At 66.3% G+C, this 22,573-nt stretch carries 17 protein-coding genes; 2 read left to right on the top strand and 15 right to left on the bottom strand.

Annotation, left to right across the window (positions count from 1 at the left end):
- Nucleotides 1-283: 283 nt before the first annotated feature.
- A complete protein-coding gene (locus KEC55_RS08200; RefSeq protein WP_282507459.1) occupies nt 284-1,549 on the top strand; it encodes a M23 family metallopeptidase in 1,266 nt (421 codons plus the stop codon).
- A gap of 28 nt (nt 1,550-1,577) precedes the next feature.
- Here the strand turns inward: KEC55_RS08200 and KEC55_RS08195 are convergent, their stop codons facing one another.
- From KEC55_RS08195 to KEC55_RS08125, 15 genes are all read right to left on the bottom strand, one after another.
- Entirely contained in the window at nt 1,578-2,303 is a 726-nt protein-coding gene (locus KEC55_RS08195; RefSeq protein ID WP_282507458.1) for an amino acid ABC transporter permease, read from the bottom strand.
- A 2-nt stretch (nt 2,304-2,305) separates the two neighbouring features.
- On the bottom strand, nt 2,306-3,028 hold the full coding sequence (locus tag KEC55_RS08190; RefSeq protein WP_282507457.1) for an amino acid ABC transporter permease: 723 nt from the start codon (nt 3,026-3,028) through the stop codon (nt 2,306-2,308).
- A gap of 94 nt (nt 3,029-3,122) precedes the next feature.
- Entirely contained in the window at nt 3,123-3,938 is an 816-nt protein-coding gene (locus KEC55_RS08185; RefSeq protein WP_282507456.1) for an ABC transporter substrate-binding protein, read from the bottom strand.
- Between the two features lie 224 nt (nt 3,939-4,162).
- Nucleotides 4,163-4,855 carry an alpha/beta hydrolase gene (locus KEC55_RS08180; RefSeq protein WP_282507455.1) on the bottom strand — a complete coding sequence of 231 codons (693 nt, stop codon included), beginning with the start codon at nt 4,853-4,855 and terminating at the stop codon, nt 4,163-4,165.
- 503 nt (nt 4,856-5,358) lie between these two features.
- Nucleotides 5,359-6,534 (bottom strand): fimbrial protein, encoded by a 1,176-nt coding sequence (locus KEC55_RS08175; protein ID WP_282507454.1) that lies wholly within the window; start codon nt 6,532-6,534, stop codon nt 5,359-5,361.
- Between the two features lie 53 nt (nt 6,535-6,587).
- Nucleotides 6,588-9,605, bottom strand: a complete 3,018-nt coding sequence (locus KEC55_RS08170; RefSeq protein WP_282507453.1) for a filamentous hemagglutinin N-terminal domain-containing protein — start codon at nt 9,603-9,605, stop codon at nt 6,588-6,590.
- Nucleotides 9,606-9,689: 84 nt separating this feature from the next.
- Complete coding sequence (locus KEC55_RS08165) at nt 9,690-10,493, bottom strand: fimbrial biogenesis chaperone (RefSeq protein ID WP_282507452.1); 804 nt, start codon at nt 10,491-10,493, stop codon at nt 9,690-9,692.
- 4 nt (nt 10,494-10,497) lie between these two features.
- Nucleotides 10,498-13,131 (bottom strand): fimbria/pilus outer membrane usher protein, encoded by a 2,634-nt coding sequence (locus KEC55_RS08160; RefSeq protein WP_282507451.1) that lies wholly within the window; start codon nt 13,129-13,131, stop codon nt 10,498-10,500.
- A gap of 206 nt (nt 13,132-13,337) precedes the next feature.
- Complete coding sequence (locus KEC55_RS08155; RefSeq protein ID WP_282507450.1) at nt 13,338-14,117, bottom strand: fimbrial biogenesis chaperone; 780 nt, start codon at nt 14,115-14,117, stop codon at nt 13,338-13,340.
- Nucleotides 14,118-14,120: 3 nt separating this feature from the next.
- On the bottom strand, nt 14,121-14,705 hold the full coding sequence (locus KEC55_RS08150) for a fimbrial protein (protein ID WP_432626294.1): 585 nt from the start codon (nt 14,703-14,705) through the stop codon (nt 14,121-14,123).
- A gap of 850 nt (nt 14,706-15,555) precedes the next feature.
- Entirely contained in the window at nt 15,556-17,067 is a 1,512-nt protein-coding gene (locus KEC55_RS08145; RefSeq protein WP_282507448.1) for an agmatine deiminase family protein, read from the bottom strand.
- A 151-nt stretch (nt 17,068-17,218) separates the two neighbouring features.
- Nucleotides 17,219-18,331, bottom strand: a complete 1,113-nt coding sequence (locus KEC55_RS08140; RefSeq protein WP_282507447.1) for an agmatine deiminase family protein — start codon at nt 18,329-18,331, stop codon at nt 17,219-17,221.
- Between the two features lie 50 nt (nt 18,332-18,381).
- Nucleotides 18,382-19,482: a polyamine ABC transporter substrate-binding protein gene (locus tag KEC55_RS08135; protein WP_282507446.1), complete on the bottom strand. Its 1,101-nt coding sequence runs from the start codon at nt 19,480-19,482 to the stop codon at nt 18,382-18,384.
- A 10-nt stretch (nt 19,483-19,492) separates the two neighbouring features.
- Complete coding sequence (gene aguB, locus KEC55_RS08130) at nt 19,493-20,419, bottom strand: N-carbamoylputrescine amidase (protein WP_282507445.1); 927 nt, start codon at nt 20,417-20,419, stop codon at nt 19,493-19,495.
- 45 nt (nt 20,420-20,464) lie between these two features.
- The gene (locus tag KEC55_RS08125; RefSeq protein ID WP_282507444.1) at nt 20,465-21,502 is read right to left on the bottom strand and encodes an agmatine deiminase family protein; all 1,038 of its coding nucleotides are present in this window, start codon (nt 21,500-21,502) and stop codon (nt 20,465-20,467) included.
- 101 nt (nt 21,503-21,603) lie between these two features.
- Here KEC55_RS08125 and KEC55_RS08120 point away from each other — a divergent pair, with 101 nt between their 5' ends.
- On the top strand, nt 21,604-22,533 hold the full coding sequence (locus KEC55_RS08120) for a LysR family transcriptional regulator (protein ID WP_282507443.1): 930 nt from the start codon (nt 21,604-21,606) through the stop codon (nt 22,531-22,533).
- Nucleotides 22,534-22,573: the final 40 nt, after the last annotated feature.

The following is a 22,573-nucleotide window of genomic DNA, read 5'->3' as shown; positions in this document are numbered from 1 at the left end:
ATGAGCTGACCCCTTTTAAAATTTTTAACGTTTCGCGGAACATCGGTAGACTGACGCTGTCATCTTTCTTTAGCGTCTTCGTGATAACCGGGTTCGACCCGGTATGCACGCCGCCGTTCGAAGCGGGCTCGCCCCGTGTGTTGGGTCGAACGGAAACGACACAGGCCCCTGGCGGGGCCTGTTTTGTTGCACGCCCGCCACCCGCCCCGTCGCCGTTCGACGGATGAGCCGCCGGCGGCCCCTGCCCACACCCCTTTGAACCGCTTTCCTGGATGTGGACACCTTGGTCAAGTCTGCCGCTACCCCTGATGCTGTCGCGCCCGGTCGCGCGCAGCGCGTCGCGCGCGCGCTCGTACCGGCCGCCGTGCTTGGCGCCCTCGCCGCATTCGGTCTCGCCGCCGCGCTGCCGGCCGTATCGCAACTGCCCGGCGCCGTCGATTCCGGCACGGCCGCGCTGCCGCAGCGCGTGCTATCGGACACGCCGTTTCCCACCGCGCAGCATTTCGTGACGAGCGAACTCGCGCGCACGATCGGCGAGCGCAACGAACACGCCGATCGCAACGACCGCAGCCCGCAGCCCGGCCTGTTCGCGCCGCTCAGCGCGCACCGCAACGACATGCTCGGCTATGCGAGCCTGTTCCAGTTCGCGCAGCCCGAGAACCAGCACGGGATGCGCGCGGGCGACATCGAGCTCACGCTGTCCGATACGCTGAACCGCCTCGACGTTCCGCCCGAAGTACGCATCCAGCTCGGCGATCTCGTCACCGGCAAGGTCGCGATGCGCGCGAGTGCGCAGCGCGGCGACTACTACCGCGTCGCGTTCGACACGAACGACGGCACGCCGCGCCTCACCGCGCTCGAACTGCGCGTCGCCGGCCGCACCTTCGGCGCGATCTGGTTCCGCGCGCCGGGCGCCGACCACGGCGCGTACTACGCGCTCGACGGCTCGCCGCTCGAAGCCGCTGCCTTCACGATGCCGGTCAAGTGGACGCGCATCAGCTCGTTCTTCGGCGAGCGCATCCATCCGCTGTCGCAGGCGATGGCGTTCCATACGGGCGTCGATCTCGCCGCGCCGAGCGGCACGCCTGTCGACGCGGCGGCCGACGGCGTCGTGTCGTTCGCCGGGTTCGATCCGGGTGGCTATGGCCGCTACGTGATCGTCGATCATGCGGATGGCTACTCGACCTACTACGCGCACCTGTCCGCGTTCGCACACGGGCTCAAGGTCGGCGAAACCGTGAAGCAGGGCCAGCGCATCGGCTCGGTCGGGATGACGGGCGCCGCGACGGGCCCGCACCTGCATTTCGAGGTGCGTGTCGCGAACGATCCGGTCGACCCGCTCGTCACGCTCGCCAATGCGCAGACGGCGCTGTCCGACATGCAGCTCACCGCGTTCCGCCAGGAAGCCGCGCAATGGCGCTTCCGCCTCGCGTCGATCAATACGACGCCGTTCGCGTTCGCGCAGAACGACGGGCCGCTGTGGGGTGATTTCGCCACGGACACATCGACGCTGCGCGCGGTCTTCAACACGCACTACTCGGCGTCGTGATGCACGTGCCGCAGGGTGCGGCACACCGTTACCGCGCGGGTTCCGTGTACTCCGCCGTCGCCTGCGCGGCGCGCTCCGCGCGCGGGCGGCGCGACAGCAGCCAGCGTGCCGCGCCGTCGAGCGACGTGCACAGCGCAAGGTAGATCAGCGCGACGAACAGGAAGATCGGCGCCGGATACACCATCAACCGGTTGTTCACCTGCGTCGCGACGAACGACAACTCCGGCACGCCGACGATATACGCGAGCGACGTGTCCTTCACCAGCGCAACCCACTGGTTGACGAACGACGGCGTCATGATCCGGATCGCCTGTGGCAGCAGCACGTAACGCACCGTCTGCCAGCGCGTGAGCCCGAGCGACAGCCCGGCCTGCCATTGCCCGTCGCCGGCCGCGACGATGCCCGCATGCACCGCATGCGCGAGATACGCACCGCCGATCAGCGCGAGCGCGCACACGACCGTCGCGAGCCCCGGCACGTCCATGTGCAACAGCACGGGCATCAGGAAATACGTCCAGAAAATCAGCATCAGCACCGGAATCGCGCGGAAGAAGCCGATGAACGCGAGCAGCAGCACGCGCGCGGGCCCGCGTGCGAGCGCCATCGCGACTCCGAGCGCCACGCCGAGCACGGCCGACGCGACAGCCGACGCGATCGCGAGCAGCAGCGACAGCGCGGCGCCGCCGAGCGGGCCTTCCGGAAACGCGCCAACGAGCAGGTACGGGAGGTTGGAGAGAAGCAGCGAAAGATCCATCGTCAGCGCCCTGCTCCGAGCCGGTCGCGCCATTGCGTGGCCGCGTACGCACCGGCCTCGATCGCGGCCACCGCCACGACGTACAGCACGGTCGCCACGCCGAACGCGGCGAAGGTCTTGAACGTTTCTGTCTCGACCTGCCGCGATGCATACGACAGTTCGGCCACGCCGATCGCCATCGCGAGCGACGAGTTCTTCACGAGATTCATGTATTGGCCGAACAGCGGCGGCAGCGCGATGCGCACGGCCTGCGGCAGCACCACGTAACGCAACGACTGCATCGGCGTGAGACCAAGCGCCGCCGCCGCGTCATGCTGCGCCCGACGCACGCCGCGCAGGCCAGCTTCGCATTCCTCGGCGACGAACGCGGCCGTATACGCGCTCAACCCGACCCAGCCCGCGACGAATTCGAACGACGGCCACGCGAGCGTGACCGGGCCCATGCTCAACGCATGACGCGCGTTCAGCCATGCGATCCACGTGTCGGGCAGCAACGACGCGACACCGAAATACCAGAACAGCAGCTGCACGAGCAGCGGCGTGTTGCGGAACGTGACGACGTACGCGGCGGCGGCCGCGCGCGGCGCGGCGCCGCGTGCGTGACGCATGACCGCGAGCAGCAGCCCGCCGGCGGTCGCGGCGACGGCCGACGCGGCCGCGAGACCGAGCGTCAGCAGGAAGCCCTGCCAGAGCCAGGACAGATATTTGGGAGCCAACCCGAGCATGCTGTGTTGCGGGCGCGAAGCGCGCGATCGGAAGAAAACGAAAAGCGCCGCGCAGCCGATGATCCGGCCGATCGCGGCGCACATGCGAGGTGGATCAGGTCTTGTCGCCGATCCGGAAGATACGCGTGAGCGGCGTCTTCGTCGTCGGCCCGAACCAAGCATCGTAGATCTGCGTCGCGCGGCCGTTCGCCTCGAGGCCCTTCAGCGTGTCGTTGACGAAGCCGAGCAGGCGCGTCTCGCCCTTCGGCACGCCGACGCCCATGTAGTCGTTCGAGATCGTGAACGCCGGGATCTCGTAGTTCTGCTTGTCCGGCACGTTGGCGAGCAGGCCGATCAGCTTCGGGCCGTCCTGCGTGATCGCCTGCACGTTGCCGGCGCGCAGCGCGGCGAACGCGAACGGCGTGTCGTCGTACGCGACGATCGTGGCCTTCGGGAATTTCTCGCGCAGCGTGATCTCGTTGGTCGTGCCCTTGTCCGCGCCGACGCGCAGGCCGTTCAACTGGTCGGCCGATTTCAGCACGCCCTTCTTCGAGAGAAACTGCTGGCCCGACGAGAAATACGGAATGCTGAAGTCGACCTGCTTCGCACGCTCGTCGGTGATCGTGAAGTTCGCGAGCACGAGATCGACCTTGCCGGAGGTCAGGAACGGAATGCGGTTCGCGGGGTTGGTCGGCTGGAGTTGCAGCTTCACGCCGAGCTTGTCGGCGAGCGCCTTCGCGTAGTCGACGTCGAGGCCGACGATGTGGTTGTTCTTCGCATCGACATAGCCGAACGGCGGGTTGCTGTCGAACGTCGCGACGCGCAGCACACCGGCCTTCTTGATATCGTCGAGTCGGTCCGCATGCGCGACGGTGCCTGCGGTAATAAGCGCGGCCCCGACGAGCCACGTAGCGAGAGTGTGGAATTTCATGAGCACGACCTGATTTGTTATGAAGGCCGCCGCGGATCGCGCGGCGGCCCGGTTCGAAGAACATCGCGACAGAGTGTGTCGTCGCGAAGCCGCTAACGTATCAGTGCGTGCGGCGAATCCGAACCAACAAATGGTGCTTTGCTCTGCGGGTTTCGTGATGAGCCACGCGCGGCACGGGCGCGGTATCGCGCCGTGCCCTTCCCGCCATCCCCGCTTCCCGTGCGTTACCCGGCGAGCGCCGTCGCGGCCTCGTCGATCAACGCGGCAACGGCCACCGGTTTCGACGCAAGCGACGCATGGCTCGCATCGAGCGTGATGACCTTGCGCGCGTCCATGCGCGCCGACATCCGTTGCTGATTTTCCGGCGCGATCATCCGGTCCTCGCTCGAGATCTGGTACCACGACGGTTTCGAGCGCCATGCGGGCGTGCTGACGGTGTCCGCGAACGTGCTCGCCACCGGCGCCTTCTGCGTGACGGCCATCACCAGTGCTTCGTCAGACGAAAGATCCTGGCAGAAGCTCTCGTGGAATTTGTCCGGCTTGATCCACAGATAGCCGTCGCTGTCGGGCGCGAGATTCGGCGCGGCCTCCGGCAGGTGTTCCTGCGTGATCCCGCCGGGGCTTTCACCGGCATCCGGCGCGAACGCGGCGATGAACACGAGGCCCGCGACATTCGGCAGGTTGCCAGCCTCGCTGATCACGGCGCCGCCGTACGAATGGCCGACCAGCAGCACGGGGCCGGCCAGTTGCGCAACCATCTTGCGCGTGCGTTCGGCATCGTCGGCGAGCGACGTCAGCGGTACTTCGACCGCATGCAGCGCTGTATGGCCTTTGCGCGCGAGTTCGACGATCACTTTTGCCCAGTGCGCGGCGCCGCCCCAAAAGCCGTGCACGAGCACGATCGCGGGTTTGCTCATCGTGTTTCTCCTTGACGTGGCATGTCATCGAACCGTCACCGGCCCGGCCGATCCGGACCGACGCGCGGACACGCAGCAACCAGCATAGGCGAGTGGACGCACGCCACCAACCCCGCCGGTGCCAGCATGCGGTGCAGCGCACAAAAAAAGTCGCCCGCTGCACGCAGCGGGCGCGAATCCCAGTCAAGGAGGTGTTGCACGAACTACGCCTTTAGCGTGCGGAAATCTCGCGTGATGGACAACGAATCGATTTCGATATCGATATGCCGAGACACGCGTACGCGGGTTCTTCCCGCGTCGAGCCGTGGATCCCGCAGCCCGACGCGAGGCCGGGGAATGCGGCGGCCCGGCTCGACGAACATCGCGAAGCGTGCAGGTCGCGAAACCGCCAGTGCATCGGCGCGCGTGGCGAATCCGCACCGGCAAAAAGTGCTTTGCTCCACACTTGGTGCGATGAAAGCCACTGCGCGCATCTTCTCCGCATGCGCGCAGTGACGGGGCCGTTACGGAAACGTGAACGTAAACTCCGCGGCGCCGCCCGCGTAACCGGCCCTGAGTTCGCTGTCGGTGCCGGTCCGGATGTACTGCGCGCTCAACGGCATCACGGCGGTGTCGCCGACGCGCCTCATCGGATACTGTTTCGCGCTGTCCGGTTCATCGTAGCTGATCCGCTCGCCAGTCATGCCGTTCGTCATCACGATGTTGAAGCCGCGGGCGGGCGCCTGCCCTTCGGGCGCGCTGAGTTGCAGCAGCGTCTTGTCGGCATTCGGCTGGACGGCCTTGTCGCGGAAGCTGATCGTCGGTTTCGCCGCCGCCGCGCACCGGCTGAGCGTGATGTTGAAGTCGACCGGCTGCGACGTTGCGTTCAGGCTCGGGAACTGGCCGAGCGACGCTCTGCCGAGATTGACCGGAACGATCATGTTCGACTCGACTTCGCATTGCTTCGGCACTGGAATACCCCCACCGCCGCCGATCGTCAGATTGCCGACGCCGGTATAGGTGATCGACTGCCTGCACAGTTTCGGTGAAAGCGGTGGGGTTAAGATCACTTCGCTGCCGAGCGAAGCGGCGTTTTCCGGCAACGTATACGCGTACAACCTGATCCGCGGCGTCCCGAGCAGATCGTTCACGACGATCTCGCTTTCCGGCAACGAGGTCGCCGCCTTGGTCAGCACGAGGTGCTGCTCGAAATAGACCATGATATTGTCGCCGACGGACGTCCCGCCCCCCTCCACGCGATTGATTGCCCACTTCGCAACCGCGGTCGGGTAGACGCTCTGCACCAGCTTGCGCGATTCGCCGTCGCTGTCGACACCCGACCAGCGCAACGCGATGCCGTCCACGTTCGTGCGCGCGAGGCCGTCGGTAACGACCGTCCCCACCTCCCAGTGCCCGGCGCTCACCAGCTCGTACGCGCTGGGCCCCGGAGGCCCGTACCTGTACGTCACGATGAGCGACACCATGCGCTGATAGAGCACGGCGCCGACCGGTGTGCTGTTCGTCAGGCGCGTGACCTGCCGCCAGCTCGTCGCCCGGACATTGCTGAACGTGCAATCGACGGCCGGCGTCCCCGCCGTTGCCGCATTGACATAGCATGCGCACGCCGCGCACACAGCTGCCCTGAACCAGCGCGCGGGCGGGCGCCCCCATCGACATACGCGCCGCAGTATCGTTGTCATGCTGTCTCCCGTTGAAGCGGCGACGGGCGTCGCATCGCCCGTCGCCGAATGCCTTACTGCTCGATCACACCGAGGTTGACGCCCGCGATCTTGTGCTGGGCGGTGGCACCGACCGCATGGCTCAACCGGAACGTGCCGCGATTGACGCCGACGAGGCCGCCGTAAACCTGCCGCCACGACGAATAGGCGCTGTTGTTGACGCGACCGCTTGCCGCCGAGCTCTCGACCAGCCCCGCGTTCAGCCCGACCAGGCCACCGAGCGTTGCCTGGCGGCCGCCGCTGACCGTGCCCGACGCCGACGAGCCGAATATCTCGCCGAGGTTGTCGCCGACGAGCCCGCCGGCGACGCTCGACGTGCTGCCCTGAACGTTGCCCGTCGCCGATGCGACCGCGAGCGTGCCCGACGTTGCGTTGGTACCTGCAAAGCCGCCCACCGACGCATACATGCCGGCAGATACGTCGCCGCTCGCATCGTTGTCGGCCAGTACGCTCTCGTTGTAGCCGGCGAAGCCGCCCGTCTTGCTGTGGCTGCCGCCGGTCGTCTTGCCACGCGCGACCGAATGCGCGATCGTCCCGTCGATGTGGCTGCCGACGAAGCCGCCGACGGTGCCCTGCCCGCCCGATACCGTGCCGTGTGCCTGTGCGTCGTCAATCAGCGCATCGCGGCCCTGGTTGATGCCGACAAAACCGCCCGTTGCGCCGGACGACGCGCTGGTGACAGCGCCCAGCGCCTTGCTCTTGACCACGGAGTTCTGGTTCAGCCCGACGAACCCGCCGATGGCTTGCGCGGACCTGCCGTCGACCACGCCGCTTGCAGTCGAATCGGAGATCGTGCCGGTGTTGTAGCCGACAAAACCGCCCGCCGTACCAGCCGTGCCGCCCGTCGTGCGTCCGGAGGCGCTGCCCTGCACGACCCCCTCGGCCAGGTTCGCGCCGACCAGGCCGCCGACGTTGACGCCCGACAAGCCATGGGCGGATGTCGAGCCGAGGCTCGTGCCGTTGCGAATCACGCCGCCACGATTCAGGCCGACGAGGCCGCCCAGCGATGCGATGTTCGATGCGCCACCCGACACGGTGGCGTTCGCCGTGCCGTCGGATATCGTTGCCACCGCATGTCCGGCAAACGACGCCTGCTCGCCGACGAGACCGCCGGCGGCGTCAGTCATGCCGTTGCCTTCCACCTTGCCGGTAAACGATGATTGCGCCACGCTGCCGCGGTTGATGCCAACGAGGCCGCCGAGCACGTTGCTGCGGCGCGCCCCGGCCCGCACCCGCGTGTTGTCCGACACGACGACGTTCGCGATCTCGCCGCGATTCTCGCCTGCCACCGCACCGATCGCGACCGGTCCCGGGCCCGCGGCCGCACCGACACTCGACGATTTCAGCACGAGGTTCGCGATGCGGCCCGTATTGAGGCCGAACAGACCCGCGTAGGGACTGCCGCTCGTAATCGACAGCCGGCTGACCGAATGACCGAGGCCGTCGAACACACCCGAGAACGGCGTGTCGGCGCCGATCGTCTGGAACGCGGTGTTGGAACGGCTGACGATGTCGTTGCCGAGTACGAACAGGCCGCCCAGGTTCGCGTTGATCGCCTGCAACTGCGCGAGGTTCTGGATCACGGTATGGAGAAAACCGTTCGACTCGAATCCTGCGCCCGCACCGGACAGCGTGACGGATGCGCCGTTGCCGAGTGCATACGTGCCGCCGTAATCGAGCTTGAAACGGGCGTTCGCGCCGGTCAGCGAGACCGGCGCGGTTATCTGCGTGCCTTGTGCCGCGTCGATGGCCACGCCGGCGTTCGCACCCGTTGCGCGCAACGCGCCGTTCACGGCTACATCACCCTGCCGGCTCTTCAGCGTCAGCTGATTGCCGGTTGCCCAGTTAACCGGGCCGTCGACCGACAGCTTGCCCTGCTCGGCGACGAGCTCGATATCCGTCATCTCCAGATTGCGTGACAGCGTATCGGCGACGATCGTGCTGTGCCGGCTTGCACCCGGCGTGACCGACAGGTCGGACGACGCGATTCGCCACACGCCGTTGCGTCCGTTGGTGGCACGGGTGTCGACCGTCGTGCCGAGCGCAACCTTCACGTCCGCACCGCGCGTGTCGATCGTGCCGCCGTTTCCGGGGGTCGTCGCGCTGGCGTTAAGCGTGCCGGCGACGTTGACCGTCCCTGCGTCATGACCGTCCAGCGAAATCCGCCCGGCGGAGTTCCTGAGCGTGCGCGCCTCGATGGCGCCCTGGTTGTTCACCACCGTCTGCAACAGCGCATTGGCGGTGCGCGCGCTCATCAGCACCTGTCCGCCATCGGCCTTGAGCAGTCGTTCGTTGCTGACCAGCGCGTCGACCGCACGCTCGTCGACCTGCAGGTTGAGCAGCTTGCTGCCGTCGAAGTTCAGCGTGACGGCGTCGCCCGCGGCGAGCGCCACGGTGCCCATCTGGGCCTCGACGACGCCACGGTTCGCGACCTGCGCGCCGAGCAACGCAATGGCGCCGCCTTCGGCCGCGACGAGGTTGCCGCTGTTCTGTATGTTGCCGATCGACGTGCCGGAAAACCGGTAGTGCCCGGCGGCGAAATCGGCGTTCTTGATGTCGAGCGTCGAGGCTACGAGGCCGCCGACGTTGACCTGCGAACCGCCGCCGAACAGGATCCCGTTCGGGTTGACGAGAAACACGCGGCCGTTCGCGTCGATGCTGCCGTGAATCGTACTGCCTTGCTGCCCCATGACCCGGTTCAGCGCGATCGACGACGCGGACGGCTGGTTGAACTTGACGCGCTGCCCCGCATCGACGTTGAACGACGACCATTCGGTCAGCAGCTTGTCGCTGTGCTGGTTGATCGACATCTGCCGGCCGTTGTCGTAACGCTGGATGTCGGCACTCCCGGACACGATGTTCTCGCCGACCGGCAACGCATGTGCGGCGCTCATCGCACCGCCGGCGACGCATGCGACGGCCAGCATCCTCCTGGTGCGCGTCGATGCCTTGCCTCGGCGACGCGCGCGTTCACCCGCAACCTGCCACACCCCCTGCCCGCTGTTCCACACCAGAGCGTAGGTTTTGTTCATTGTCGATTTGCCTCGTTAATAGTTGAATCCCTGCCGATATCCCCGGCAGGACGGGTATTGCACGGTTTGCCGCGGTGTCGGCGATCAATGCGCGTCGAGCCGCCCCCGGTGCTTGCGCGACCGGCCGTCGTCGTCGACCGCGTCAAAGAGGATTTCGTTCGCCGGTGGGCCGGACGGCGCATCGAGCGGAATCTCGGTGCGGCCGAACGGCTCGACGTCGACCGCGCCGCCGGCCAGCACGATGGGCCGCCCTTGCACGACGACCCGCGTCAGCGTCACGTAGTACGGCGTCGGGTTGACCGACACGAGGACGGGATGCGCCGCCGCGTCCGACACCGTCCACCTCAGGCGATCCGGTGCGTCGCGCGGATCGCCGTCGATGCCGCGCGGCCGGTACAGCAGCTTCATGCGCAACCGGTACGCGATGCGCAGCATGTTGTCGGCCTGCCCGGCAGGCGGAACTTCGAGCAGGTTGATCCAGAAGCGGGATTCCCGATCCGTTGCCAGTTCGTCGCCCATCGCGCGCACCTGTACCGCCAGCGCCTGCTGCGGGTCGAGCCGCGCAAGCGGCGGCGCGACGACGAAGGGCACACGAAGGCCGCCCGGATCGGCGTTCGCGTTGCCGTCGTCGAGCCAGATCTGAACGAGGATCGGCGTGCTGCCGAGATTGCGGGCGGCGATCGTCTGCGCACGCGCACCGCCGGAATAAATGAAGCGCGTGCCGACGACCGACAGCGCTGCCGACGCGGGGAGGGAAACAATGGCCGGCGCGGACGCGGCGGCCGCGAGCAACGCCGCCCGGACCACGCCGAGCAGAATGTGCGCGTTGCACGACATGAACGGCAGCCGGGTCGCGAGCGACACGAAACGGGGGAAAACGAAGCGCATCGAACTACGGCCTCCCGGCCCGCGGCGGCAGCGACGCGGGCGAACGGCACACGCGAGTGAGCGTCACATAGCCCGTGCCCGCGCGTTGCTCCGCCGGCACCGAATAGTCGATCGCGCACTGCTGATCCTGTCGCTGCCCCCACTCGACCCGGATTCGGCCGTCATGCTCGCCGCTGCGCACGAACAGGCGACTGCCCTGACCGACTGCCCCGAGCGGTGCGCCCGTCCGTGCATCGAGCGCGCGCGCGGCGAACGGCAACGGGCGGCCGTCCTCGGTTGTCGCGTCGATCAGCAGCGCGCGCGCCTTCACCGTATCGTATGAAAGCATCACGACCGCGCCCGCGCGGGGCGCGACGCTGCGTGAGACCGTCGTCATCTCGACGTCGTCCGCCACGTCCTTCGGATCGATGTCGATCCGGTTGAGCTGATAAGGGACGAGGCTCGGGATGATCGCGTAGCCGGACCGGTTGACCCTGGCATCCGAGTTGCCGACCGACGCGCCTTGCGCGTCCGGCGCGCGCACGACACCGATCGTCTCGCCCAGCGTCGGCCCGGGCGTCACGCCGCCCGGGTGCACCACCAGCCCGCCCGACGCACTGAGCGACGCCTGCTGGTAGCCGCTGCCCATCCCGAAGTTGCCCGCGAGCGACGCCGTCGGCATCCGGTAGCCGACACCGACACTGCCCGACGACGCGCGGTTGCTGCCGTCGTAGGTCGCCGACAGCGAGTACGAGCCGTCGCCCTGTTCGCCGAAGCGCCCGGACACGCCTGCCATTGCGCTCGTGCCCGCGCTGCTGTCGTGCGTGACGAGCGTGTTGAACGTCGGTGCGCGACGCGCATTCCGGCCGAGCGGAATCGACACGCTTACATTCGCGAGCGTGTTGCCTGCCGGGCGCCCGAACGACGACATGCCGGCCGACATGTTGCGCACCCGCTGGACCGACGCGCTCAGCGTCACGTCGCGCCACTGCTTGCTGTAGCCGAGCGTAAAGCTGAGCGTCTGGCCGCGTCCCGCCCAATAACTGAGCGACGAGCCGTTCAGATAGACGTTGCCCGCCTGCCCGATCTGCTGGCTGATGTTGAGATCGACGCGATTGCGCAACCGGGGAAACGCGTCGGCCGACAGCCCTTGGGCGGCCCTGCCGGCCAGTTGCAGCGCATCGCTCAGGCCGAGATAGCCTTTCGTCGAATAGCGATACGCGAGCAGCGAGAAGTTCGTGCCGCTGTTCGGCAAATTCTTGCTGTACGACACGCGGATACTGGACCCGTTCATCCGCTCGGCGCCGGCCGGCTGCGTGCGCGCGACCGTGACGTCGGCCGCGATGCCGCCGATCGGCGTATTGAACGCGATGCCCATCAGCGCCGACTGGTAGCGCCCGGCGAACGCGCCGCCGCCGTATGCCGTCACCAGGTTGTTGATCCCCCGCTGCACGGTGAACTGGCCGACATACTGCGCACCGCCGCCGGTACCTGAACCGAAATCGATCGCGCGGCCCGCCATCGCGCTGAATCGCGTGCTCCCCGGCCGCAAAAGCTGAACCGTCGTCGCGAACGGCACGATGAAGCTGTGCGCATCGCCGTTCGCTTCGGTCACCGTCACGTTCAGGTCGCCGCCGTAACTCATCGCCTGCAGGTCGTCGATCTCGAACGGGCCCGGTGCAACCGTCGTTTCATGCACGAGATAGCCGCGCTGGCGGATCGTCACGCGCGCGTTGGACTGTGCAACGCCTCGCACGACGGGCGCGTAGTAGCGCAGCGTATCGGGCAGCATCCGGTCGTCACTCGAGATCTGGACGCCGCGAAACGATACGGCGTCGAACAGATCGCCGCTCGTCGAGCTTTCCCCGACGAGCAACTGGGCGCGCCATGCAGGCAGATCCGTCTGTGCGTAGACGTTGCCGCGCTGGTAGCGCACGACACCGCGCTGCGACCAGGTGAAATTGCCCGTATGGCGAATCCGGAACGGCCCGGCGTTCGCCCCCATCGTCAGCCCCGTATAGAGCTGCGCGAACTCGTAGCCGCCAGCGCGCGTCGTAAACGCCATCGCGTTGTAGTTCACGAGTGCGGCCGGCACGCCGTTCGTCCAGGTCGACGGGTCGACGTAAGTGCTCCGGTTCGCGAGCCGCATGTAGAACTGAGGGACGACCAGATATAGCTTCTGTTCGTCCTGATCGAACGACAGCTCGGCGCCGGGAACATGGCGGGAGATCGGCTCGCAAAGCAGCCCGTCGGGCATCGGTTCGGGCGGCGCATCGCGATCCTGGCCGCGCTCGCTGCGCGCCAGATCGACGCCCGCGCGCTGCAGCATCGCACGGTCGTAGCACGGCCGAACGCGGCCGTCGCCGGCGCGCCGGAACGAGATCTCTTCCACACCGCGCCATTGCCCGTTGACGACGAAATCCACGCGACGCTGCCCTTCCGTCAGCACGTTCGGACGCTCGTAGGGCGTCGTGTCGATCGGTGTCGCCCCGGCCCCGTGCATCAGCATCGATTCGTCGAAGCGGACCGTGTCGCCAGCCTGCGATGCCGGCTCCGCCGCAACCGGCGTGTCGTGGCCTGTGTCGTCGTGCGCCAGCGTTGCGGTTGCCGCGGCCGCGCGCTCCATGAGCAAGCCCGCGCTCGCGACGGCGACCGCCACCGGCGTCAGTGCCGATGCGATCGCCCGCCGACGCGATCGCGATCGGCGGCGAGACGCTGGTACCTGAGCGTGCAAGGTAGGAATAACCGAAAAGCTCTGCATGAGAAATTTCGTTTTTTTCGCATTCCGAATCAACTGGTCGTCGTATCGACCCGTGAAACGGCGTGTTGAATCGTGCCTCGACACGGTGTGGCCGGACGCCCTGCTCAGTCCGCCAGTTTTTTCGTTATCGTGGTGCGGCCGCCGTAGTCGTCGATGACCATGTACCGCACGGTTGCCGGCTTGCGCGTCGATGCCGCAACACCCAGCAATGCAAACTGTGCGCGGTCGAACGGTGCGACCATTCCGCCGCCTGCCGATACGAACGTGCCACCCGCATCGCTCTCCACCTTGCCGAACGAAACGTAATACGGCGTGGGGTTGGCAACCTCGAGCACGACCCCGCGGCCGCCCGCGCCAGGCGCTGCCGCAGCCGTTTTCCAGACCAGTTGATCGGGTGCGGCATCCACGCCGTCGGCGATCGCCGTCGGTCGAAAGAAGAGTTTGATGCGCGTCCGGAATCCGAAGCGCAACTGGTTACCGGCATCCTTCGGGCCGGCCGGCACCTCGAGTACGTTCAGCCAGTAGATCGATTCGCGGTCGCCGGGCAGCGATGCCGGCGTGTGCGTGATGCGCAGCACGGCACTGCGGCCGGGCTCGACGCGCTTCAGGGACGGAGCGACGATGAACGGCACCTGCAATTGTTCGGGCGGCACGTCGACACGGCCATCGTCGACCCAACTTTGCGCAAGCACCGGTTGCTCCGACGTGTTTTCGACGCGTACCGTCACGTCGCGCTCGCGTTCCGGGAAAACCACACGCGTGCCGTTCAATACAAGCGCCGCCTGCGCCGGCACGGCGCAGGCAGCCCATGCCATGACGCAACACGTCACTACATAATTAATAGTCCGAAATGACAAGATCATGGCATGGAACCTGGACAGCAACGATCAGTAGTAAGCGAGCGTGTAGCGGATGAACGAATTGCCCGAGCCGGTCTTGATAGCGGCCTGATCGACCGTCGACACGTAGACGGCCGAATAGGTCAGCGTCGCTGTATTGTCCTTCACGGTTGCGACCTGCGCATCCGCCAGGTTTTGCGGCTTGCCGAGCCAGATCTTCCCGGCCTTGCCGTTGCCGGCGTCGCTGACCTGAATCTCCACGCCTTCGGCCGGCTTCGTCCCGACGAGCTTCAGGTTGCCGGTGGCCGGATTGACGTTGACCGATGCCGGGTCGAAATCGATCACGACCTTGGTATCGTCGGTACAACCCGCGTTGCCGCCGAGATTCAGCGCAAACGGCACGGGTGTGGACGTCGAGCCGGCCGTGGCGAACGTGCTGGGGCTGATATGGTCGCCCAGCGACACTTCGCGGATATTGTCTACGCCAGGCGCCTGACCGTTGATGTTGCACGTCACGTCCGAGATGCTTCCCTCGAACTTGATCGTCCCGTCGTATGCATGGGCAACCGTCGGAGCCAGGACTGCGCTTGCGATACCGGTCGCAATCCAGCACCGAAGAAGTTTCATCTTCATTTCCACTTTCCTATGAGATTGATTGGCTTGTTGCATACCGGCCGACATGCGCAATGCCGATTGCTTCAACGACATGACGCGAAATGGCGGCCGCGCCGTCATTCCCGGATAAACGGAATGCTCCGCTTTCCTTCGAATATTGACGACCACGCAATTCTATTTATCCGAGCCTGAAATTGATATCGTACAAGTATGAAATTGACGGAACCGAAAGCATTCGCGAAGAACTGGATTCGCGCAATTTATTTGCGCATCCGCCATGGAAACGGCTTTCCAGCAAACGAGGCCATCCGGCACGCCTGTACCGCCATCCCGGCAGGCCATTCAACGAATGGCTCAGGCATGGATAAAAAATCGAGTCAATACGCCCAATGACATATATTTTCTGGTCAACAGAAAAGTCCTAATTCAACAAATGAAGTTGGTATAAAACAAAATCCATTTACTAGAATTCATGATTGAAATGAAAAGCGGCCATGCCAGCGGGAAAAAGCAATGCGCCATTGTCCGATGTTTTCGTTTTTTACTACTGCGGCACGTCGGGAGAACGCGCGGCGTCCATTACCGCAAATCCGAACGGCCTGGACCGGAAGGCAGGGAAAAATCGTGATGCAGGCCGGTGCCTGCATGCGTCGGTCGGGCGACCGCGCACGAAGTCTGCGCGTTTCGGCAGACGTGAAGGGACCGATCGTGGCGCCGTGGCCGGCGGCACGCGAAAAAAAGACGCCCGCTGCACGCAGCGGGCGCGAATCCCAGTCAAGGAGGTGTCACACGAACTACAGGCCCAGATTAAGGAAATCGCGTGCAACGGACAACGAATCGATTTCCATATCGATATGACGGGATACGCTCATGCCGGTACTTCCCGGGTCGCACAGTGGATGCCGCCACCGCCCGACGCAATGCCGAGGATGTCGACCTGCACGATCGCGCGGTTCGCCGCATACGGCCGGATCGCAGCAACCGCGGCCGCGTCGGCCGCCGCGTCGTTGAACTTCGGCATCACGATCGCGCCGTTGCACGTGTAGAAATTGATGTAGCCGGCCGCGAAATGCGACATCTGCCGCGCGCTCAGCGTCGTACCGGCCGACGTGCCGTAGTTGACCGGCGGCACGAGCTCGACGATCTGCAGCGGCCGGCCGTTCGCATCGGTCTGGCCGGCCAGGCGTTTCCGGTTCGCATCCGTCAATGCGCGCTCGCCGGTCGAATTCGACGCGTCGTAACAGCATGCGACCACGCCGGGCGCGAGAAAGCGCGCGTAGAAATCGACGTGACCGTTCGTGATGTCGGTCTCGTCAGCCGGCGCCGCCGCGCCGCCGGCACCACCCACACCGCTGCCGCGCGGGTAGGTCGCCGTGCCCGGCAGCCAAATGATCTTCTGCACGCCGAGCGTGCGCCTCAGTTCGGCGAGCACGGTATCGCGGGCCGTCGGCAACAGCGTCGCGTTGGCAATCGCGCCATTCGGGATGTCGAATAGCTGCGGATTGCGGTTCACGTGCAGCACGGCCGACTCGGTGAGGATCGCCGTCGCGTCGCCGTCGAATTCGATCGCGCCGCCTTCGAGCGTCAACGTGCTGCGGATCAGGTTCGCGCCTCTGGTCTGCGCCATCCAGCCCGCCACCCTGCTGTCCTGGCTGAACGACTGGAAGAACTTGCCCGCTTTCGACCGGTTGCTCGCGGCCAGGATCGCCGGCGGAATCGTCCCCGCACCTTGGCCGGCGCCGTCGGTGTTCGCGTTGCCCCAGCCGTTGAAATTGAAGCCGATCGCGTTCAGCGCATTGCCGTTCGCCGTGTCCCGGACGAACACGCAACCCGTGTCGCGCACCCAGAAATCGTTGAAGCCGTCGGCGAGCGGCACGAGGGTGATCCCGCCCGTACCCGCGGCGCGCGTCGCATAGCGCGCATGCAGGTCCGGATTCGCGACGCTCGCGGTCGCGAGCAGCGCGCGCGCCGCGTCCAGATCGACCGGCAGCACCAGCATGTTGACCGGTTCGGTTGCGCCGATCGCCTTCGCGACGTCCATCAGGTCGGCCCGCACGCGGTCGATGCCGGCATCCGTACTCTGTGACGTGACGGGCGCCCAGATGCCGTCCACGGCGGACGCGAAGGTCATGTAGGTCAATGTGTGCGGCGTATCCTCGGCCGGCATCCGGTACCCGGCCTGCCGTGCCGACGGCGTCGGGCGCGACGCGGCGGCTGAGTCAGACGCGCCGCCGCCGTCGCCGCCACCGCACGCGGCCAGGCTGCCCAGCAGCGGCATGCCGAGCCACGCGGCCGAACAGCGGATGAAACCGCGTCGGCCGGCATCCGGCATGGGCGGCGCGTGCGGGTTCGTGCTCGCGTTGTTGCCTTTCTTCGTCATGTATTTCAACTCCATTGCGCGGACGGCGCGCAGGCGTGCGCGCCGGCTTCCGTCCCGCGGGACGGATTCCGCCTTGTTTTCAGTAGTCCGGAAAGACTGGAAAATTGAAGCAGCCTGCGGACCGGTCACGCGGACCGGCCCGTCGCCGTGCTCAGGCCGGCTGCTGTTGCGTGGTGCAGTGGATGCCGCCACCACCCGCGGCGATGCCGTCGATGTTCAGCTGGATGACCTCGCGGCCGGGGAACAGGTCGACGAGCGTGTCGCGCGTATTGCGGTCGGCGCGACTGTCGCCGAATTGCGGCGCGATCACCGCGCGGTTGCACACGTAGAAGTTGATGTAGCCGGCCGCGAACTCCGCGTTCTCGTAGGCGTGCCGGACGGTCTTCGGCCCCGGCAGCACGACGACCTTCAACGGGCGCCCCTTCGCATCGGTGGATTTCCGCAGGATCTCCAGATGCTGCCGCGTCACCGCGTGATCGTACGACGACGGATCGGTGTCGAGCCCGGCCACCACGACGCCCGGGCTCGTGAAACGCGCGTAGAAATCGGTATGCCCGTCGGTGATGTCCTTGCCTGCGATGCCGGGCAGCCAGATGATCTTCTTCAGCCCGAGCAGGCGGCTCAGCTCGGCCTCGCACTGGGCCTGACTGACGCCCGGGTTGCGGTTCGCATTCAGCACGCAACTGCGCGTGATGATCGCCGTGCCCTCGCCGTCCACCTCGATGCCGCCGCCTTCCAGCACGAGCTTCGTGTCGATCAGCCGCGCGCCGGCGCGCTCGGTCACGAACGGTGCGACTTCCGCATCCTGGTCGTGCTCCTGCTTGTTGCCCCAGCCGTTGAAATTGAAGCTCACGCCGCCGAGCTGGCCCGACGCGTTCTTCACGAACACGGGCCCGGTATCGCGCATCCACAGATCGTCGACCGGATGCTGAACGAGCTCGACCGACGAGCCGCACAGCCGCGATGCGATCGCATAGTCCTGCTCCCGCACCAGCATCTTCAACGGCTCGTGCGCCGCGATTGCCTTCGCGACGGCCGCGAGGTTCTCGCGCACCACCGGCAGCAGCCGCGCGCCCCAGATGTCCTCGCTCGGGCCGAACGCCATCCAGGTCGCCGTGTGCGGCGCGCCTTCGTCCGGCATGTGCCAGGTGGCGCCCTGCTGCGCGTGCGCGGCGCGGCCGAACAATCCGCCCAGCGTACCGGCGGCCAGCGCCGCGCCCGATACGGACAGGCCGCGTTTCAACAGTTGACGTCGTGTTGTCATGGCATTCCTCTCTCGCTTGCCGGTTGCTTCAATGATTTCGTGGTGCGCCGTCACGGCCGCGCGGTCTTGAAGCCGAGCCAGGTCCGTCCTTCCAGACGCATCGCGGCCGGCGACTCGGCGATCGGCGTGAACAGTGTGCGCCGGGTCGCGTCGTCCGGATAGATGCCCGGATCGCGAACCAGCGCCGGGTCCATCAGCTTCAGCGCGCCCTGGTTCGCGTTCGCGTAGCGCGTCGAGTTCGAGATCTTCGCGATCACGTCCGGGCGCAGGATGTAGTTGATGAACGCGTGCGCGTTGTCCGGATGCTTCGCCGACGCCGGGATCACCATCGCGTCGAACCACATCAGGCTGCCGATGCGCGGGATGTCGTACACGACGTCGCGCTTCGGATCGCGCGCCTTCGCCTTCTGCGCGGCCAGGTTGATCGCGCCGGAGAAGCCGACCGTCACGCACAGCTCGCCTTCGATCAGCTCGTTGGCGTCGGACGACCCGACGAACTGGCGGATGAACGGCCGGACCTTCATCAGCATCGCCTGCGCGGCCGCGTAATCCTGCGCGGACGGACGCATCGGATCGCGGCCGATGTAGCGCAGCGCCAGCGGCAGCACCGTGCTCGCGGAGTCCTGCAGGCCCAGCCCGCATTTCGCGGCGACGCGCGCCGCGATCGCCGGGTTGAACAGCAGGTCGAGACTGTCGGCCGGCATGTCCTTGCCGAGGATCGCGCTCACCTTCGCGCGGTCGTAGCCGACGCCCACGGTGCCCCACATGTACGGCACGCCGTACTGGTTGCCGGGATCGGACTGCGCCATCTGCTTCAGCAGCGACGGGTCGAGATACTTCAGGTTCGGCAGCCGGCCCTTGTCGAGCTTCCGATACACGCCGGCCTGGATCTGCTTGGCCATGAAGTCGTTGGTCGGCCACACGAGGTCGTAGCCGCTGTTGCCGGTCAACAGCTTCGACTGCAGCGTCTCGTCGCTGTCGTACGCGTCGTAGCGCACCTTGATGCCGGTTTCCTTCTCGAACGCGGCAATCGTATCCGGCGCGAAGTAGTTGCTCCAGTTGTACAGGTTCAACACCTTCTCTTCGTCGGCGCGAGCCGCACCGGCCAGCAGGCACAACGCGAGGCCCGGCGCGCCGCGACGCACAGCCATCCTTTCCGTTTCATGGCGAATCCCTTATCGATAACAGGACGACACCGTCGCTGGTCAGCAACGTGCGATACATCTCCGGGCGGCGATCGCGGAAAAAGCCCCACGATTGGCGGTCGGCGCGGATCGCGTCGAGATCGAACGTCTGCACCAGCACGGCTTCGTCGGTGCGGTTCGCCTCGGCTCGTTTCTCGCCGGTGTGATCCGCGATGAAGCTCGACCCGTAGAACACGCCGGTCAGCCCCTGCTGCTGCGGATTGCCGTTGCCGAAGCCCGTTTCGCGGCCGATCCGGTTGGCCGCGACGACCGGCACCATGTTGGCCGCCGCGTGGCCCTGCATCGTGCGCTGCCAGTGGCCGGCCGAATCGAATTCGCTGCTGAACGGCTCCGAACCGATGATGGTCGGAAAGCACAGGATCTCGGCACCCATCAGCGCGAGACTGCGCGCCGTCTCCGGATACCACTGATCCCAGCAGATGCCGATGCCGATCCGCCCGAAACGCGTGTCCCACACCTTGAAGCCGGTGTCGCCCGGCGTGAAATAGAACTTCTCCGTATAGCCGGGCCCGTCCGGGATATGCGTCTTGCGATAGACGCCGAGTACGCGTCCGTCCGCATCCGCCACGGCGATCGAGTTGTACGCGGCGTTGCCCGAACGCTCGAAGAAGCCGATCGGCAGCACGATGCCGAGCTCGCCGGCCAGCGCCGCGAACCGGGCGATCTGCGCATTGCCTTCGAACGGCTGCGCGAGTTCGAGATGGCGCACGTTCTGGTCGAGACAGAAGTACGGCATCGCGAACAGCTCCGGGCACAGCACGAGATTCGCGCCCTGTGCGGCGGCCACGCGGATCAGGCGCTCCGCGGTGGCCATGTTGTCTTCGAGATTCCAGCTGCCCGACGCCATCTGCACGGCGGCGACGGTAATGTGTTTGGACGGCATTGCGTTGCTCCTCGGTAGGACCAGAAACCGCTGATGGAACGTCGCTCAGCGCGCGACGGAAGGCTGCTGCTGCGTCGAACAGTGGATGCTGCCGCCGCCGATCGACAGCGTCGGAATCGGCAGCATCTCCACCTTACGCCCCGGGAATGCCAGGCTGAAAGCGTCGCGTGCGGCCTCGTCCTGCTCGACACCGAACGCGGTCACGATCACCGCGCCGTTCACCAGGATGTAGTTCGCATAGCAATCGCAGTAGCGCTCGGAGCCGAAGCGTTCGCTGACGATCGGCGACGGCAGGTCGAGCAGTTCGAAACGGCGCCCCGCCGCATCGGTCGCAAGTTCCAGCGCACGGCGGTTTTCCCGCATCACGCGGAAATAGTCGCCCTGCTCGGGTACGGCGGTCTGGCACAGCATCCGGCCGGGCGCGATGAACGACGCGATGCCGTCGACGTGCCCGTTCGTTTCCACTTCGTCGGGGTTACCCGGCAGCCACACGATCTTCTCGACGCCCAGCATCCGGCGCAGTTCCGCCTCGATCTCCGTGCGGCTCAGGTGCGGATTGCGGTTGGGATGCAGCAGGCAGCTTTCGGTCGTGACCAGCGTGCCCTGCCCATCGACGTAGAACGAGCCGCCTTCCAGCACCATGTGAGAGTTGAAGATCTCGGCACCGGCTGCGCGCGCGATGTCCTGCCCGGCCTGCTGGCAGCCGTCGTACGGCTGATACTTCTCGCCCCAGCAGTTGAAGCGGAACACGGCCGCGCCGAGCCCGTGCTGTTCGCTCACGAGGAAAATCGGTCCGCAGTCGCGCAGCCAGTTGTCCTCGGCCGCGACGGGCAGCACGTCGACACTCGGGCCCACCAGCTCTCGCGCGGCGTCGGCCTGGCTGTGGTGCACCGCGACCACGCAGCGCTGGTAGCGCGCGATCGTCCGCGCAACCAGCGCGAATTCGCGGCAAACCTGCGCGTAATGCGTCCCCCACAAGTCCTCGCGGTCTTCGAGAACCGGCCATCCGAGCCACGTGGCGTGCATGGATTCCCATTCGGCGGGCATCCGGTAACCGCGCTGGCGAGCATCAAAGCGACCCATCGATCCGACTCCGTTGTGATTGATGAGCGATTGTCCGTCAGGTTAAACTTGATGAATATTGATATTTCTTGGCCGAATTAATCAATTCACCTCATACCTTCATGCAACGCGTTCCGTCCCTGAAACTGCTGAGCGGCTTCGAAGCCGCAGCCCGGCTGGGCAACTTCTCGCGTGCGGCCGACGAGCTTCACCTGTCGCAATCGGCGATCAGCCATCAGATCCAGCAGCTCGAAGCGCAACTCGGGCAGCCGCTGTTCCGCCGGCGCGGCCGAGGCGTCGAGCTGACCATCGCCGGCGAGGTCCTGCAGCGCAGCGTGCAGCGTGCGATGGACACGTTGCGCGGCGGGCTCGACCGCATCGCGACCTACCTGAACCCGGGGCTCGTCGTGCTCGTGTGTCCGGCACCGTTGCTGCACGGCTGGCTGCAGCCGCGCCTCGAGCAGTTGCAGCAGGTGCTGCCGGACCTGTGCCCGCTGCTGTCGACCGACGAAACGGCGCGCTACGTCGACGAGATCGACGTCGACATGACGATCGGCACGCGGCCGATGCTGCAGCCCGGCCTGGTCGATATCCCGTTCATGCGTGACGAGTGGGTGACGGTATGCGCGACGCCGCTGGCCGAGACGCTCGCCCGTGTGCCGCGCGCCGAACACGCGCGGCACGCGGGGCTCGTCTGCCTCGAAGCGAGCCTGACCGACGAGCGCATGGCAACCGTCTTTCGCGAGCAACTGTCGGATTTCCGGATGCAAGCGATCTATGACGATCAGCGGCTGGTACTGGACGCCGTGCAGCGCGGCCGCGGCATCGCGTGCCTGCCGCGCCTCGTCGCCCAGGCGGGCCTCGACCAGCACGCGCTGACCGTGCTCGTCGACTACCCGCGCCTGCCCGGCACCACCTGGTGGCTGTCGCGGATGGAAGGCCCGTCGCGCTCGCCGATCGTCGAGCAGATGTTCGACTGGCTGGTCGAGCAAGGCATCCTGTCGAGCGTGGCCGACCCGGCGCACGACCGCGCGAAGCCGCCGTCCGCGTAATCGCGCGCCGCAAAAAAAACGTCCCGCCGGTTGGCGGGAC

Origin of the sequence: Burkholderia cepacia (assembly GCF_029962485.1) — a bacterium.
Lineage (GTDB): Bacteria > Pseudomonadota > Gammaproteobacteria > Burkholderiales > Burkholderiaceae > Burkholderia.
This window is presented reverse-complemented; position numbering and strand designations above follow the sequence as displayed.

Coding starts and splice junctions, on each gene's coding strand:
- KEC55_RS08195 (WP_282507458.1), bottom strand. CDS start 2,303: ATGGATCTTTCGCTGCTTCTCTCCAACCTCCCGTACCTGCTCGTTGGC.
- KEC55_RS08190 (WP_282507457.1), bottom strand. CDS start 3,028: ATGCTCGGGTTGGCTCCCAAATATCTGTCCTGGCTCTGGCAGGGCTTC.
- KEC55_RS08185 (WP_282507456.1), bottom strand. CDS start 3,938: ATGAAATTCCACACTCTCGCTACGTGGCTCGTCGGGGCCGCGCTTATT.
- KEC55_RS08180 (WP_282507455.1), bottom strand. CDS start 4,855: ATGAGCAAACCCGCGATCGTGCTCGTGCACGGCTTTTGGGGCGGCGCC.
- KEC55_RS08175 (WP_282507454.1), bottom strand. CDS start 6,534: ATGACAACGATACTGCGGCGCGTATGTCGATGGGGGCGCCCGCCCGCG.
- KEC55_RS08170 (WP_282507453.1), bottom strand. CDS start 9,605: ATGAACAAAACCTACGCTCTGGTGTGGAACAGCGGGCAGGGGGTGTGG.
- KEC55_RS08165 (WP_282507452.1), bottom strand. CDS start 10,493: ATGCGCTTCGTTTTCCCCCGTTTCGTGTCGCTCGCGACCCGGCTGCCG.
- KEC55_RS08150 (WP_432626294.1), bottom strand. CDS start 14,705: ATGAAGATGAAACTTCTTCGGTGCTGGATTGCGACCGGTATCGCAAGC.
- KEC55_RS08145 (WP_282507448.1), bottom strand. CDS start 17,067: ATGACGAAGAAAGGCAACAACGCGAGCACGAACCCGCACGCGCCGCCC.
- KEC55_RS08140 (WP_282507447.1), bottom strand. CDS start 18,331: ATGACAACACGACGTCAACTGTTGAAACGCGGCCTGTCCGTATCGGGC.
- KEC55_RS08135 (WP_282507446.1), bottom strand. CDS start 19,482: ATGGCTGTGCGTCGCGGCGCGCCGGGCCTCGCGTTGTGCCTGCTGGCC.
- aguB (WP_282507445.1), bottom strand. CDS start 20,419: ATGCCGTCCAAACACATTACCGTCGCCGCCGTGCAGATGGCGTCGGGC.
- KEC55_RS08125 (WP_282507444.1), bottom strand. CDS start 21,502: ATGGGTCGCTTTGATGCTCGCCAGCGCGGTTACCGGATGCCCGCCGAA.
- KEC55_RS08120 (WP_282507443.1), top strand. CDS start 21,604: ATGCAACGCGTTCCGTCCCTGAAACTGCTGAGCGGCTTCGAAGCCGCA.